General features: G+C 67.1%; 15 protein-coding genes and 1 tRNA gene. All 16 read left to right on the top strand.

All coding sequences use genetic code 11. The features are described 5' to 3' along the window. Nucleotides 1-70 precede the first annotated feature (70 nt). The 16 genes from AB1824_05250 to AB1824_05175 all read left to right on the top strand — a co-directional run bounded on the left by AB1824_05250 (nucleotide 71) and on the right by AB1824_05175 (nucleotide 14299). Nucleotides 71-1099 carry an isoaspartyl peptidase/L-asparaginase gene (locus AB1824_05250; protein MEW5764364.1) on the top strand — a complete coding sequence of 343 codons (1029 nt, stop codon included), beginning with the start codon at nucleotides 71-73 and terminating at the stop codon, nucleotides 1097-1099. Nucleotides 1100-1204: 105 nt separating this feature from the next. Then, nucleotides 1205-2836 (top strand): 5'-nucleotidase C-terminal domain-containing protein, encoded by a 1632-nt coding sequence (locus tag AB1824_05245; protein ID MEW5764363.1) that lies wholly within the window; start codon nucleotides 1205-1207, stop codon nucleotides 2834-2836. 104 nt (nucleotides 2837-2940) lie between these two features. Then, a tRNA-Pro gene (locus AB1824_05240) sits at nucleotides 2941-3017 on the top strand. 315 nt (nucleotides 3018-3332) lie between these two features. After that, nucleotides 3333-4382: an NAD(P)-dependent alcohol dehydrogenase gene (locus AB1824_05235; protein ID MEW5764362.1), complete on the top strand. Its 1050-nt coding sequence runs from the start codon at nucleotides 3333-3335 to the stop codon at nucleotides 4380-4382. A gap of 133 nt (nucleotides 4383-4515) precedes the next feature. Further along, nucleotides 4516-4896 (top strand): metalloregulator ArsR/SmtB family transcription factor, encoded by a 381-nt coding sequence (locus AB1824_05230; protein MEW5764361.1) that lies wholly within the window; start codon nucleotides 4516-4518, stop codon nucleotides 4894-4896. Continuing rightward, on the top strand, nucleotides 4893-5963 hold the full coding sequence (gene arsB, locus AB1824_05225) for an ACR3 family arsenite efflux transporter (protein ID MEW5764360.1): 1071 nt from the start codon (nucleotides 4893-4895) through the stop codon (nucleotides 5961-5963). Before AB1824_05230 ends, arsB begins: the two co-directional genes overlap by 4 nt. Continuing rightward, nucleotides 5960-6388 (top strand): arsenate reductase ArsC, encoded by a 429-nt coding sequence (locus AB1824_05220; protein MEW5764359.1) that lies wholly within the window; start codon nucleotides 5960-5962, stop codon nucleotides 6386-6388. The genes arsB and AB1824_05220 overlap by 4 nt, the downstream gene beginning before the upstream one ends. 118 nt (nucleotides 6389-6506) lie before the next feature. Beyond that, complete coding sequence (locus AB1824_05215) at nucleotides 6507-7367, top strand: arsenite methyltransferase (GenBank protein MEW5764358.1); 861 nt, start codon at nucleotides 6507-6509, stop codon at nucleotides 7365-7367. A 106-nt stretch (nucleotides 7368-7473) separates the two neighbouring features. Further along, a complete protein-coding gene (locus AB1824_05210; GenBank protein MEW5764357.1) occupies nucleotides 7474-7791 on the top strand; it encodes a metalloregulator ArsR/SmtB family transcription factor in 318 nt (105 codons plus the stop codon). Further along, nucleotides 7788-8447, top strand: coding sequence for a nitrophenyl compound nitroreductase subunit ArsF family protein (locus AB1824_05205; GenBank protein ID MEW5764356.1), 660 nt, complete (start codon nucleotides 7788-7790; stop codon nucleotides 8445-8447). Before AB1824_05210 ends, AB1824_05205 begins: the two co-directional genes overlap by 4 nt. Further along, entirely contained in the window at nucleotides 8444-9130 is a 687-nt protein-coding gene (locus tag AB1824_05200; GenBank protein MEW5764355.1) for an aromatic aminobenezylarsenical efflux permease ArsG family transporter, read from the top strand. The genes AB1824_05205 and AB1824_05200 overlap by 4 nt, the downstream gene beginning before the upstream one ends. Before the next feature lie 40 nt (nucleotides 9131-9170). Next, a complete protein-coding gene (locus AB1824_05195) occupies nucleotides 9171-9425 on the top strand; it encodes a thioredoxin family protein (GenBank protein MEW5764354.1) in 255 nt (84 codons plus the stop codon). Nucleotides 9426-9455: 30 nt separating this feature from the next. After that, entirely contained in the window at nucleotides 9456-10541 is a 1086-nt protein-coding gene (locus AB1824_05190) for a permease (protein MEW5764353.1), read from the top strand. A gap of 14 nt (nucleotides 10542-10555) precedes the next feature. Then, on the top strand, nucleotides 10556-10888 hold the full coding sequence (locus AB1824_05185) for a hypothetical protein (protein MEW5764352.1): 333 nt from the start codon (nucleotides 10556-10558) through the stop codon (nucleotides 10886-10888). Nucleotides 10889-11069: 181 nt separating this feature from the next. After that, the gene (locus AB1824_05180; protein ID MEW5764351.1) at nucleotides 11070-12551 is read left to right on the top strand and encodes an SDR family oxidoreductase; all 1482 of its coding nucleotides are present in this window, start codon (nucleotides 11070-11072) and stop codon (nucleotides 12549-12551) included. A 236-nt stretch (nucleotides 12552-12787) separates the two neighbouring features. Continuing rightward, on the top strand, nucleotides 12788-14299 hold the full coding sequence (locus AB1824_05175) for an HD domain-containing phosphohydrolase (protein ID MEW5764350.1): 1512 nt from the start codon (nucleotides 12788-12790) through the stop codon (nucleotides 14297-14299). Nucleotides 14300-14314: the final 15 nt, after the last annotated feature.

Raw genomic sequence — 14314 nt, 5'->3', positions numbered from 1 at the left:
GGTGGGGGGCGGGGGCTTTTCAGGGGAAGGAGTGCCGGATACCCTGAGGCCTGAACCTCGGAGGGATGCCATGCGATGGCTCGTGACCGGTGCCGCTGCCCTCGTTTTCCTTTCCATGTCGGGCCCTCGAGCCCAGACGTCCGGAGGATCCCAGGCGCCGGTGGCCCTGGTCCTCCACGGCGGGGCGGGAGCGATCCGGAAGGACCAGATGCCCCCCGGGAAGGAGGCGGCCTACCGGGAGACGCTCGCAGAGGCGGCCAGGGCCGGGTGGGACATCCTCCAGGGGGGCGGCTCCAGTTTGGACGCCGTGGAGACGGCGGTGAGGATCCTGGAGGACTCCCCGCTTTTCAACGCCGGCAAGGGCGCCGTCTTCAACCACGAAGGGGCCCACGAACTGGACGCCTCCATCATGGACGGCGCAACCCTCAGGGCGGGAGCCGTGGCGGGCGTACGTCGGGTCAAGAATCCGGTCGTTCTGGCCCGAAGGGTCATGGAAAGATCTCCCCACGTGTTTCTCGTGGCGCAGGGCGCCGAGGCCTTCGCACGGGAGCAGGGCGTGGATCTGGTCCTGCCCTCCTTCTTCGATACGGAAGAGCGCTGGCGGGACTTCCAGCGGGCCCGTGCTCGGGAGCAGGAAGAGGGCAGGGGCGGGCCGCCCGGCGGGACCGAGCCGCCCCCCGAGAAGCGCGGAACCGTGGGCGCGGTGGCCCTGGACCGGTGCGGCCACCTGGCCGCCGCCACCTCCACCGGAGGCATGACGAACAAGCGCTGGGGCCGGGTGGGGGACTCCCCGGTCATCGGAGCGGGGACCTATGCCGACGACTCCGCCTGCGCCGTCTCGGCGACCGGGTGGGGGGAGTACTTCATCCGGGCGGCCGTGGCCCACGACATCCGGTGCCGCGTGGCCTACCGGGGGGAGTCCCTCCAGTCCGCCGCCGACGCCGCCCTGGCCGTCGTGGAGGCCCTGGGGGGGGACGGCGGCGTGGTGGCCCTGGACGCCAGGGGCAACCGGGCCGTCTCCTTCAACACGCCCGGAATGTTTCGGGCCTGGGTCGAGGCCGACGGGACGGTGACCGTCCGCCTTTACGAGGATCCGTGATACAGTCGAAGTCGCTCCCAAGGGTCGCGCGCGATCGAGTCGAGATTCGGACCTTTACGGCGCGCGGTCCCTCGCCCGGGAGCCTTTGACGAGGAGGAGGGGACCATGGTTCGGAAGCCGTCCGCCGCCGGGGCCGCCCCCGGGATCCGCATCGTCCGCTTCGTTGCCTGCTCGGTTGCCCTGCTCCTTCTTTCGAGCATCCTGCCCCTCGCGCAGACCTTCACGCTCCTCCACGTGAACGACACCCATTCGCACCTGGACATGACCGGACCCAAGGACGCCAACCTCGACGGCACCGAAGGGGGCCTCGCCAAGGCCGCGACGGTCATCGGCCAGGCCAGGGCGACGGAGCCCAACGTGCTGGTCCTTCACGCCGGGGACGTCTTCCACGGCGACCTCTTCTTCAACAAGTACTTCGGCGTGCCCGAGTTCCAGCTCATGAAGCAGTTGGGGTTCGACGCCATGGCCGTGGGAAACCACGAATTCGACTTCGGTCCGGGCGTGCTCGCCATGGCCCTCAACCAGGCCTACGGCGCCACGACGCTGCCGCTCCTGTCGGCCAACCTCGACCTGACCGGGTACCCGGCCCTGGCCACGTGGATCCAGCCCAACCTCATCAAGGAGGTGGACGGCGTCCAGATCGGCATCTTCTCCATGACCGTCCCCAACGTGCCCACGTCCATGCCGGACCCGGTCGTGATCCTCGGCGGGGACGACCCGGCCGTCCTCGTGGGCCTCGCCTACCAGCAGGTGGCGGCCCTGCGGGCCCAGGGCGCCCAGGTCGTGATCTTCCTCTCCCACCTGGGCTACCTCTACGACGAGGCGGTGGCCGAGAACGTCCCGGGCATCGACCTCATCGTGGGCGGCCACGACCATTACCTCTTCGAGGCCCCCGTTCTCTTCACGAACCCGCTCGGCAAGGCCGTGCCGTACGTGCAGGCGGGCAAGCACTACCGCTCCGTCGGGAAGATGCGCTTCACGTACGCCGCGGGAGGCGTGACGGTGGACGACTACCAGATCGTTCCCCTGGACGCCTCGGTGCCCAACGCGCCGGCCGTCCAGGCCCTGGTGAACCAGCTCAAGGCGGGCATCGTCCAGCAGTACGGCGACGTCTACCACACGGTGGTGGCCCACGCTCCGTCCGACGTGACCACGACCTACGACCCGGACCGCCGGCCCCGCGACACGGGGATGGGCAACCTCATCGCCGACGCGCTGAGGGACCGCACCGGCACGGACATCGCCATCACGCCCAACGGGCTCATCTCCGAAGGGCTCTCGGCGGGGCCCATCGTGGGCGCCGACATCTTCCGCCCCGTGAGCTACGGCTACGATCCGGCCACGGGGCTCGGCCTCCAGATCGCCACCTTCCGTATCTCGGCGGCCATGCTGTGGCGAGGGCTGGAAACGGGCCTGTACTACCTGCCCTACAACGAGGACGTGTTTCTCCAGGTCTCCGGCATGAGCTTCGCCTACAACGTGAACCGCCCGGCTTTCTTCCGCGTTCGGACCGGGACCATCCGAATCCACGGCAAGCCCATCCGGTGGGGCAAGACCTACACGGTGACGGCCAACACGGGCGTGGTGGCGCTCCTGCCCAAGATGGGCATCGAGGTCACCGACCTGCAGGTGCTTCCCGACCTCGAATACGACGTCCTGAAAAGCTACATTCAGAAGCTGGGGACCGTCGCCTACGAGAGCGAGGGCCGCGTCCGCGACCGCAGCGCCGCTCCGTGATTCAAACCCCGCGCCTTGGGTGCGGGGTGGCCCCCGGGCCGGCCGGGAGACCCTTCGGGGGGGGTTGCGAAAACGCCCCTTCCGTGTAGAATAGGGGCCCTGGTCGGGGCGTAGCGCAGCCTGGTAGCGCACTTGGTTCGGGACCAAGGGGTCGGAGGTTCAAATCCTCTCGCCCCGACCAATTCGTTCACTCCCGCTCACTCTCCGAGTGGGAATCCCCGCTCCCCTTCTTGTCGCCGCACAGATCACGTCAGGCGCCGGGCGCGCCTCGGGCGAATGGATTCGCCTTTGCCGTGCCGCCGTGCTCGCGAACCTGCCTGCTCCCCCTCAAACCGGCGTCGGGGGGAAGGTTCGCGCCTCCGGGGCCTTCGTGGCCCGGTCCTCCCTCCGTCGGCCCCGCGGGTCCGGGATGATCCGGGAGGTCTCCAACGTTGTGGAGTCGGGCGCCGCACTTCTGTGGGGAGGCGCGTCCCCTTCTTCATCAAGGAGAGCGTTCATGAGGAAAGTCTCCGCCTATGCCGCCGCCGACTCGAAATCCCCGCTGGCCCCCTTCGTGGTGGAGCGCAGGGATCCGGGACCCCACGACGTGTCCATCGACATCCTTTTCTGCGGGATCTGCCATTCGGACATCCACCAGGTCCGTGACGAATGGGGCGGCTCCCTCTTCCCCATGGTGCCCGGCCACGAGATCGTGGGGCGGGTGCGGGAGGCGGGCGCCCGCGTCAAGCGCTTCCGCAAGGGAGACCTGGTGGGAGTGGGGTGCATGGTGGACTCCTGCCGGGAGTGCGACCCCTGCCGGAGGGACCTGGAGCAGTTCTGCGAGAAGGGGGCGGCCTTCACGTACAACGGCACGGAGATGGACCGGACGACGCGGACCTACGGCGGTTATTCCTCCGCGGTGGTCGTGGACGAGCGCTTCGTGCTCAAGGTGCCCGAGAACCTGGATCCGGCGGGAGCCGCGCCCCTTCTCTGCGCGGGGATCACCACCTACTCGCCCCTGAGGCGATTCGGTTGCAAAGAGGGGGACCGCGTGGGCGTCGTGGGCCTCGGAGGGCTCGGCCACATGGCCGTGAAGCTGGCCGCGTCCATGGGCGCGGAAGTGACCCTGTTCTCCACATCCAAGTCCAAGGAGGCCGACGGGCGCCGGCTCGGGGCCGCCGCCTTCGCCCTCTCCACCGACGACTCGGTCTTCGAGAGGCTCGCCGGCCGCTTCGACTTCCTCATCGACACCATCTCCGCCCCCCACGACTACAACCGCTGCCTGGCGCTCCTGAAGCCCGAGCGCACGATGGTGCTGGTGGGTGCGCCACCCCAGCCCGCGCCCGTTTCGGCCTTCTCCCTGATCGGAGGCAACAAGCGCCTGGCCGGCTCCCTCATCGGCGGCATCGCCGAGACCCAGGAGATGCTCGACTACTGCGGGGCGAAGGGAATCGTCTCGGACGTGGAGGTCATCCCCGTCCAGGGAGTCAACGAGGCCTATGAGCGCGTCCTTAGCGGGGACGTGCGCTACCGCTTCGTCATCGACGCCTCCAGCCTGAAGGGCTGACCCGGGTAAGCCGCCGCACCCCGCCGCTCTCGCCCCCGAACCTGGCTCGGAGGAAGGGCTTGACAAGAGAGCGCGGAGGGATTATTTTAGGTCCTTCATATCGCCATATGGAGATTTGGTACAGGAGAAGGACGTGCTCAAACAAGCCGAGAGACTCCTCAAGGCGGCCGCGGACCGAACTCGCCTGCGGATCCTGAAGATGCTCGAACCGGGTCCGTTGTGCGTGTGCCAGATCGTGGAGGCGCTGGGCCTGTCCCAGTCCGCCGTGAGCCGGCACCTTTCCATCCTCTGCGCGGCGGGCCTTCTGGAGGACGAGCCCCGGGGGAAGTGGACCTATTACGGCATCGCCCGGCCGACCCAGGAGGAGGCCCGGCGCCTGCTGGCCCTCGTGCGGTGCTGCGCGGGGGAGGATCCCGACGTGGACCGGGACAGGGCGAGGGCGGCCAGCGAGAAGATCCGTTCCCTCCCCTCCTGCTGCGGGCCGAAGGCGCGGGTTCGGAGGACGCGGCCATGACGGGGGGAAGCGCGAAGCGCCTGAATCGGTTCGAGCGCTACCTGACCCTCTGGGTGGCCCTCTGCATGGTGGCGGGAGTGGGCATAGGAAAGCTCGCGCCCGGCCTCGTGGACGCCCTGAGGCGGATGGAGTTCGGGGAGGGCAGCCAGATCAACATCCCCATCGCCGTGCTCATCTGGCTGATGATCTACCCCATGATGCTCAAGATCGACTTCACGAGCATTCTGGGGGTCCGCAAGAAGCCCAAGGGCCTGCTCGTCACCCTGTTCGTGAACTGGCTCGTGAAGCCCTTCTCCATGGCTTTCCTCGGATGGCTCTTCTTCAAGCACCTCTTTCTGCCGCTCATCGGACCGGAGATGGCGGACCAGTACATCGCGGGGGTCATCATCCTCGCCGCGGCTCCCTGCACGGCCATGGTCTTCGTCTGGAGCTACCTCACCGACGGGGACCCCGCCTACACGCTGGTGCAGGTCTCCGTCAACGACCTCATCATGCTCGTCCTGTTCGCGCCCATCGTGACCTTCCTCGTGAGCGGGGCGAGCAACCTGACGGTTCCCTTCAAGGTGCTCGTATACTCCGTCGTGGCCTTCATCGTCATTCCGCTGGCCCTCGGGAGCCTCAGCCGCGCCATCCTCCTTCGAGCCAAAGGCGCCGAGTGGTTCGAGAAGAAGTACCTCGCCTTCTTCCATCCCGTGACGATCCTCGCATTGCTGGCCACCCTGGTCTTCATCTTTGCTTTCCAGGCCGACAACATCACAGGGAAAGCGTTTCACGTGGTCCTCATCGCCGTCCCCATATTGATTCAGGTGTACTTCAACTCGGGCCTCACCTACGGCCTCATGAAGCTCTTCCAGGTGCCCCACAACGTGGCCTCCCCCGGGGCCCTCATCGGGGCCAGCAACTTCTTCGAACTCGCCGTGGCCACGGCCATCGCCCTCTACGGCCCCGGATCCGGCGCGGCGCTGGCCACGGTGGTCGGGGTCCTGGTGGAGGTGCCCGTCATGCTTTCGGTGTGCGGCTTCTGCAACCGCACGCGGAACTGGTTCCCCAAGGAGGCCGCCCCGTGAGCCCACGCAAGACCGTCTTGATCCTGTGCACGGGCAACTCATGCCGCTCGCAGATGGCCGAAGGGTGGATCCGCGAGGACCTCGGGGACCTCGTGGAGGTTCACTCCGCGGGGACACGGCCCTCCTTCGTCCACCCCATGGCCGTGCGCGTCATGGGCGAGGCCGGGGTCGACCTTTCGGGGCACCTGAGCCGGTCCGTCCTGGAGTTCTGGGGCCGGCCTTTCGACTTGGTGGTGACGGTGTGCGACGGCGCCCGGGAGGCCTGCCCGAGTTTTCAGGGCGCGCGAAGACAGGTTCACGAATCCTTCCCGGACCCTGCGGGCGTCTCGGGAACGGACGAGGAGGTCCTGGACACATTCCGTCAGGTGCGGGACGAGATCCGCAACCGCCTGGTCCCCCTCGTGAGGAGGGAGCTGGCTCTATGAAGCGGGCTCCCCGGGGCCCATGCGGCGCGGGGAGACCGGATCCCGGCAACGGAAGGGGCCCTGCAGGAGGCTCCGCCGTTTCCACGAACTTTTGCTGTGACCAGAATCGGAGGCTCCAATGGACGAAGACGCTATCCGCAAATCGGTTAGAGAGCACTACGCCGCCGCGGCCCGCGGGCCTCAGGGATGCTGCGGTCCCGCGCCGGCGGCCCCGGGATGCTGCGGCCCGGCGCCCGCCGCGACCAACTGCTGCGGACTGTCGGACCCCCGCGCCGTGGGGGCGGCCGTCGGGTATTCGGAGAGCGACCTGGCCGCCGTGCCCGAGGGAGCCAACCTTGGGCTGGGCTGCGGGAATCCCCTCGCCTTTGCGGACCTGAAAGAGGGGGAGACGGTGGTGGACCTGGGCTCGGGCGCGGGTTTCGACTGCTTCCTCGCGTCACGCAAGGTGGGACCGGCCGGCCGAGTCATCGGGGTGGACATGACGCCCGAGATGATCGAGAAGGCCAGGGAGAACGCCCGCAAGAGCGGCGCGTCCAACGTGGAATTTCGCCTCGGCGAGATCGAGCACCTGCCCGTGGCCGATGGCTCCGCCGACATGGTCATCTCCAACTGCGTCATCAACCTCTCCCCGGACAAGCCCCAGGTCTTCCGGGAGGCCCTGCGGGTGCTGAAGCCCGGCGGCCGCCTGATGGTCTCCGACCTCGTGCTCCTCAGGCCCTTGCCGGAGAGCGTGCGGGGGTCCGTCGAGGCCTACGCGGGGTGCATCGCGGGAGCCATGCTCAAGGAAGACTACCTGAGGGCCATGGCGGAATCCGGATTTCAGGGCGTGAAAGTGCTCTCCGAGGACGCCTATCCCATCGGGGCCTTTTTGGCGGACGCGTCGGAACTCGCCGTCTTCGCCCAGGGGCTTCCGCCCGAAGACGTGAGGGCGGCGGCGGAGGCGGTGGTCAGCGTCAAGGTGCGGGCCGTCAAGGGCTGAAGGCCGGATCGCGCGGCCCCGGCCTCGATGGCGCGCGGCCAGACACGTCGGCGTCCTTGACAGCATATTCGGTTATGCGGATACTCTGATGGTCCGTGGAGGTGCCGTGGCCGATCCGATCAAAACGCGCGCCCGCCTGTTCCGGGACCTGGGCCATCCGGTGAGGCTCCGGATCCTCTGCCTCCTGGCGCGGGAGGGGAGACAGTGCGTCTGCCGCATGCTCCCGGAATTGGAGGTCCCCCAGCCCACCCTCTCCCGCCACCTCGCGATCTTGAGGGGCCACGGACTCATCGAGGACGAGCGGGAAGGGGCCATGGTCTATTACCGGATCGCGGACCGCTCGGTCCTGCCCATCATGAGGGCCGCGGGGTTGCCCTGCGCGTGCCGTCCCAAGGTCCGAGGTGTCCGGGTGGAGGCATCATGAATCCCCGAAGGCTCATCACCGCCGCGCTTCTTCTGTTCGTCGCGGCCAGTTTGACGTGGCTGGGCGTGAAGGAGGCCGCGCGGTGGAAGGCCCTGAAGGCGATCGAGACGCAACCCGCATCCCCTTCCCGCGCGACGCCGACCGAGGTTCCTCGACCCGCTGCGGTTTCTCCCGAGGCTTCCAAGCCGGCCGAGGGAGTCGCGGCGAAAGGTCCCGAACCGGCGATGGATGCGGCGCCGACGCCCGCACCCACGAAGCCGGTTCAAGGATCGACCAGCCAGCCGACGGCTCCCAATCCCTCCGCCGGGCCCATTCGGTCCAAGGTCATCGTCTATTACCTCCACACGACGGCCCGGTGCCCGAGCTGCCTGAAGATCGAAGCGTATACCGAGGCCGCCGTGAACGGCCCTCTTGCCGGGCCGCTCTCCGCTGGACGGCTGGAGTGGAAGGTTCTCAACGTGGAGGAGCCCGACAACGCGCACTTCGTGGACGACTACGGACTGTTCACGAAATCCGTCGTGGTATCGGAGATCCTGGACGGGAAGGAGGTCCGCTGGAAACGCCTGGACAAAGTCTGGGACTACCTGGGTGACTCGCAGGCCTTCGTGAAGTACGTGGACGATGAAGTCCGAGAGTATCTGAAGGACGTATCGTGACGGAATTCCTGCTGGCGGCCGCCTCCGCCTTCTGGCTGGGGATCCTGACCTCCATAAGTCCCTGCCCGCTGGCCACCAACATCGCGGCCATCTCCTTTATCGGCCGGCGCGCCGAAGGAGCCATGAAGGCCACCCATTCCGGCCTGGCCTACAGCCTCGGCCGCGCGCTGGCCTACACGGGGCTGGGCGCGGTGGTCGTATTCGGACTCCTCTCCGTGCCCGGTGTGTCCAACTTTCTCCAGCGGTACATGAACAAGCTCCTGGGACCGTTGCTCATCCTCGTGGGCATGCATCTGTTAGGACTCTTGGGCTTCACGCTCGCCACGTCCATCGGAAGCCAGGTCCTCCGGGAGCGCGCGGCGGGCGGAGGCGTCTGGGGCGCTGGCTTCCTGGGCATCCTTTTTGCCCTCTCCCTTTGCCCCGTCTCCGCGGCCCTGTTCTTCGGCAGCCTCATCCCTCTCGCCGTGGCGCAGGGCTCCAAGATCCTCCTGCCCATGCTCTTTGGGGTCGGCACGGGACTGCCCGTGGTAGTCGTGGCGGCCCTGCTTTCCGGGGGAGAGCGGACCCTGGGATCGGCCCTCCACCGGCTGGACAGGGTGCAGAAGTGGTCCCTCCGGATCACGGGCGCGGTGATTATCGGCGTGGGAATCTACTTGACGATTCGTTTCGTCTTTCTCGCGTAAAACGGGTTTGGGAAAGCACCAAGAAAACGAGGGAGGACCCATGTTGGACATCAAGGTGGCGGGACCGGGATGCCGGAACTGCGTCGAGCTGGAAACCCGGGTCAAACAGGCGCTGGAGGAGCTCCGGGCCGAGGCCACGGTCATGAAGATCACCGATTATCAGGATATCGCCAAAGCCGGCATCATGATGACCCCGGGCCTCATCCTCAACGGAAAGGTGGTCCTCCAGGGGAAGGTGCCCACCGTGGGCATCGTGAAAGGGTACATCCTTGAGGCGATGAAAGGCGAGAAGTGAATCGTGACACGTGAGGAGATGGGTCAAGAGATGAAGCCGGCGCCATCCTTGGGATCCGGCACTTTGGGCGCCGGGTCGGCCGGACCTCTGGGGACGGCTGGGCTGGGGCGGTACCTCCTCGTGGGGTTCCCGTTGCTCACCCTCTGGACCGGCGTGTACTGGATCTTGGAGCCCGCCTCCAAGTGGATCACTTTCGATTTGGCGGGGATGGCTCCCGATTCGCACCTGGGAATGGCCGTCCAGTTCTTCATTTTCGAATCGCCCAAGGTTCTCATGCTCCTGCTGCTCGTCGTCTTCGGCGTGGGCATCCTTCGGAGCTTTTTCACGCCGGAGCGCACGCGCCGGATGCTCACAGGGAAGCGGGAATCGGTGGGCAACGTGCTCGCCGCGATCCTGGGCGTCCCCACGCCCTTTTGCTCCTGCTCCGCCGTTCCGCTCTTCATCGGCTTCGTGACGGCGGGCGTGCCGTTGGGCGTGACGCTCTCCTTCCTCGTCGCCGCGCCCATGGTGAACGAGGTGGCCCTCGTCCTGCTATTCGGCCTCTTCGGGTGGAAGGTGGCCGCCATCTATGCGGGCTCGGGCCTGGCCATCGCCATCCTCGCGGGTTTCGTCATCGGGAGATTGAAGCTCGAAAGCTGGGTGGAAGAGTGGGTCTACCTTACCTCCGCCGGACCTGGGATGGATGGCGAGGTGCGCCTCTCCTGGTCGGAGCGCATCGAGGCAGGTCTGCAGTCCGTACGCGACATCGTGGGCCGGGTGTGGCCCTACGTGCTCGCGGGCATCGCCATCGGGGCGGGCATCCACGGGTACGTGCCCGTGAACGCCATGGCCCAGTTCATGGGCAAGGGCGTCTGGTGGGCCGTTCCCGCCGCGGTCCTCGTGGGCGTGCCCATGTACTCCAACGCCGCGGGCATCATCCCCATCGTCCAGGCGCTCATGGAGAAGGGCGCGGCGCTCGGCACGGTGCTCGCCTTCATGATGGCCGTCATCGGCCTGAGCCTGCCCGAGGCGATCATCCTGCGCAAGGTGCTCAAGCTCAGACTCATCGCCGTCTACTTCGGCGTCGTGGCGGTGGGCATTCTGATGGTCGGGTACCTTTTCAACATCCTGTTCTGAAGGAGGAGAGCGCGGTGAAGAGCCGAAACTGGGTCTTCTGGTTGTTGGCGTCGCTCCTCTTCTTGGGCGCCACGCTGGCCTATGCTCTTTCTCGCGATCTCGTGGCCCTCGTCGGCCTGCCCCTGGGGTTCCTCTTCGGGTTCTTTCTGCACAAGGGCGACCTGTGCGGGGTCCTCGTGGGGATGGGCGCCTGGTTCGCCAACGGATGCGTCATCGGGAACATCCTCTCTGGATGGGCCCTCATGAGCGTGGGGCTCCTCCTCTTCGGGGCGGCGACGATCCTCTCCAACTGGGCCGTCACAAGGGTTTATCTGATGGGGGGCGCACGAGTGTCCCGGCCTGGGTGATTCCCGAAGGGGCCCGACCTCCCCTGGTGCCTCCTGGGAAACTCATGCAGGCTGGTGTTGTTGGTCTCCGTACAGGAGACGCGTACCCCAGCGGGAGGTTGGGAATGGGATCCTCCCGGGCACATCCGTCCGGTTCCAGCCGTTCTTAGTGTGGGGCGCGCGCATTATGGGGGGAGGAACGATGCAGGAAAGGGTCTTGGTCACGGGCGCAACGGGCTATGTGGGCGGACGCCTCGTACCCCGACTTCTCGAGGCGGGCTACAAGGTCCGGTGTCTGGCCCGGGACCCTTCGCGCCTGGAAGGCCGTGGCTGGGAGGGCGTGGAAGTTGTCCGAGGGGACGTCCTGGACCCGGCGAGCCTGGAACCGGCCCTTCACGGTGTCGGCCCCGCCTATTACCTCGTCCATTCCATGGCCACGGGGAGGGAATACCAGGAACGCGACCGGGCCGGGGCGGCCCATTTCCGGGAGGCCGCCGCCCGGGCGGGGGTGAGGCGTGTCATCTACCTGGGAGGCCTGGCCCACGGGGATGAGACCCTGTCTCCCCATCTGCGGTCGCGCCTGGAGACAGGCGAGATCCTGAGGGCGGGGCCCGTTCCGGTGACGGAGTTTCGGGCCTCGGTGATTCTCGGTTCCGGGAGCCTCTCCTTCGAGGTCATCCGGTACCTCACCGAGCGCCTTCCCGTGATGGTCGCTCCCCGGTGGGTCGGCTCCCTCTGCCAGCCCATCGGAATCCGGGACGTCCTCTCCTACCTCGTGAAGGCCCTGGAACACCCCGAGTCCTCCGGGAGGGTTATCGAAATCGGGGGCGCGGACATCTTGACCTACCGGGAGATCATGCTGGCCTACGCCCGGACGAGAGGGTTGAGGCGCAGGATCTACACGGTCCCCGTCCTCACCCCCCGGCTCTCCTCCTACTGGCTGGGCCTGGTGACCCCGGTCCCCACGGGCGTGGCACGGGAACTCATCGAAGGGGTCCGGACCGATTCCGTGTGCTCCGGCGCCTCGGCCCTGGACGTGTTCCCGGAGATCCGACCCGTCCCCTGCGCGGAGGCGCTTCGCCAGGCCGTGGCCTCTCTGGAGGAGCAGCGCGTGGAGACCTCCTGGACCCTGGCTTTCTCGCCCGCCTCCGAATCGGCGGACCAGGCCGTTTTCCTCCGGGACGAGGAGGGACTGATTGTGGAGGAGCGGCGCCTGAGGGTGGACGCCCCCCCCGAGAAGGTCTTCGGCGCCGTTTCCAGCCTCGGAGGCGACAACGGGTGGTACTACGCCGATTTCCTGTGGAAATGGAGGGGGTTCCTGGATCTCCTGGCGGGTGGGGTGGGCATGCGTAGGGGCCGGAGACACCCTACCCTCCTCCGGCCCGGAGACCCGGTGGATTTCTGGAGGGTGGAGGCCTGGGTCCCTCCCTCCCTTCTGCGCCTCCGTGCGGAGATGAAACTCCCCGGGAGGGCGTGGCTCGAATTCAGGGTGCGTCCCGAGGGATCCGAATCAAGCTGGATCATTCAGAGGGCCCTTTTCGATTCCCGCGGGCTGGCGGGCCTTCTGTACTGGTACGCCCTCTATCCCATCCACCGGATCATCTTCTCGGGACTGGTAAAGGCCATTGGCCGCCGCGCGGTCCGGAATGGGCGCACCTGTCAAGTCGGAACCAGGGGAGTGTAAACAGAGTTCACGAAACGACCTCCTTCTTGGTAACCAGGTTATCGTTTTGCCCAGTTGAAATCATTCTGTTCCTGCCCTATACTTTCCAAAGTCAAGGAGGGTAGATCGTTCACAATTTCTTGGGGAGAACGGTCCGGCAAGAGGGAAAACCGCGCCGGATGCCCCCGCCGCCTGGGGGGAGAGACCACGGTGGGGCCGAGCGAGGCAGGAACTGGCGGGGAGGGGGGCTCGACGACGTGAGCCATCGGATACTCGTTCTGGATGGAAACGCCGACCACGCGAAGACCTTGACGGCATGGCTGGCCTCCGAAGGCCGGCAAGTCATCCCGGCAACCAGCCCCGCCCAGGCGGTGTCGGAGATCGAGACCTGCCTTCCCGACCTGGTCGTGCTGGGCTCTTGCCCCCGAGGGAACGGGAGCCGGCCGTTCTTCGAGCAACTCTCGGCCCTTCAGGCGGACCGGAATGTGCCGGTCCTCCTTCTGGCCCGGGAGGGGCGCGAGAGCGATGTGACGGAAGGTGTCTTCTACCCCGATGACGTACTCCTCGGGCCGCTCAGCATGCCGCAGGTGACGGCCCGGGTCCGGTCCCTCCTCAAGACCAAGGCCTTGGCGGACCGCCTCCGGCTTGCCTACTTCCACCTCGACGAACTGAGTGGCTTCACCGAGACGTACGCCGATCAGATCGTGGCGGACTGGAGGCCCGAGGACCTCGCGGCGCGCATGGCCTCCGTTCTCCTGAGCCCGAGGGAAGGGACCCCTCAACGGCCGAGCTTTATCTGGGGGTCGGCGGTCATCCGGGGCCGCCGCCACGGCATCGCCTGCTATCGCACCAACGGCGATTGGCACAGCCTCGTGACGCGGTGTCCATCGGGGGAGCTGGAGAAGCTCCTCCGCCCGTACGCCATCGCCCCGGGCCGCTTCATATGCAACGCGCCCCTTCCGGGCCGCCTGAAGGCCGTCCTCGGCGTGAGTCCAGAGCTTTCCCTGCCCAACTTCGCCGCCATCTTCCGGGAGGACGACGCCCTCCTGGCGGCCGGATATCCGTGGGAGGTGACCATCCATGACCTGCCTCTCCTTCAGGCCTCCCTCCGCCAGTGGTCCGTCTTTCGCCGCATCTGGCGGGAGGCGAGGAAGACCGAGGAGGCCAACTTCCAGGCCATGGAGGCCCTGGCCCTGGCCGCCGAATTCCACGATTCGACCACGGCCGGCCACGTGCGCCGCCTCAACACATACGCCCGGAATCTCTCCCGGCTTCTCGGGCAAAGTTCACGATTCGTGCGGTGGATCTCGCACTGCGCCCAGCTCCATGACGTGGGCAAACTGACTCTTCCGGGCTCCCTGCTCAACAAGCGGGGGCCTCTCGATCCCGGGGAGTGGGAGCGGGTGCGGGCCCACACCGTGAACGGCGCCCGGCTCCTCGGCCATTCGCCTCAACTGGCCATGGCCGCACGGATCGCGCGGCACCATCACGAGAATTTCGACGGCACGGGCTATCCCGACGGCCTGGCCGCGGAGCGGATCCCCCTCGAGGCGAGGATCGTCAAGCTGGCCGACGTCTACGACGCGCTCCGGACCGAACGACCCTACAAAAAGGGGTACTCTCACCAGGAGGCCTTGGAGGTGCTGGCGAAAGGGGACGGCCGGGTCCTGCCGGTCCACTTCGATCCCTCCGTCCTGGAGGCCTTCCTCTCCTCCCACCGGGACTTTGAAGCCGTGTTCGACGGCGATCGTACCGGCGCCGCTTCCTGACCCTTCCTCCATCCT

It is taken from the genome of Acidobacteriota bacterium (genome assembly GCA_040752915.1).
Taxonomy (GTDB): Bacteria; Acidobacteriota; UBA4820; order UBA4820; family DSQY01; genus JBFLVU01.
This window is presented reverse-complemented; position numbering and strand designations above follow the sequence as displayed.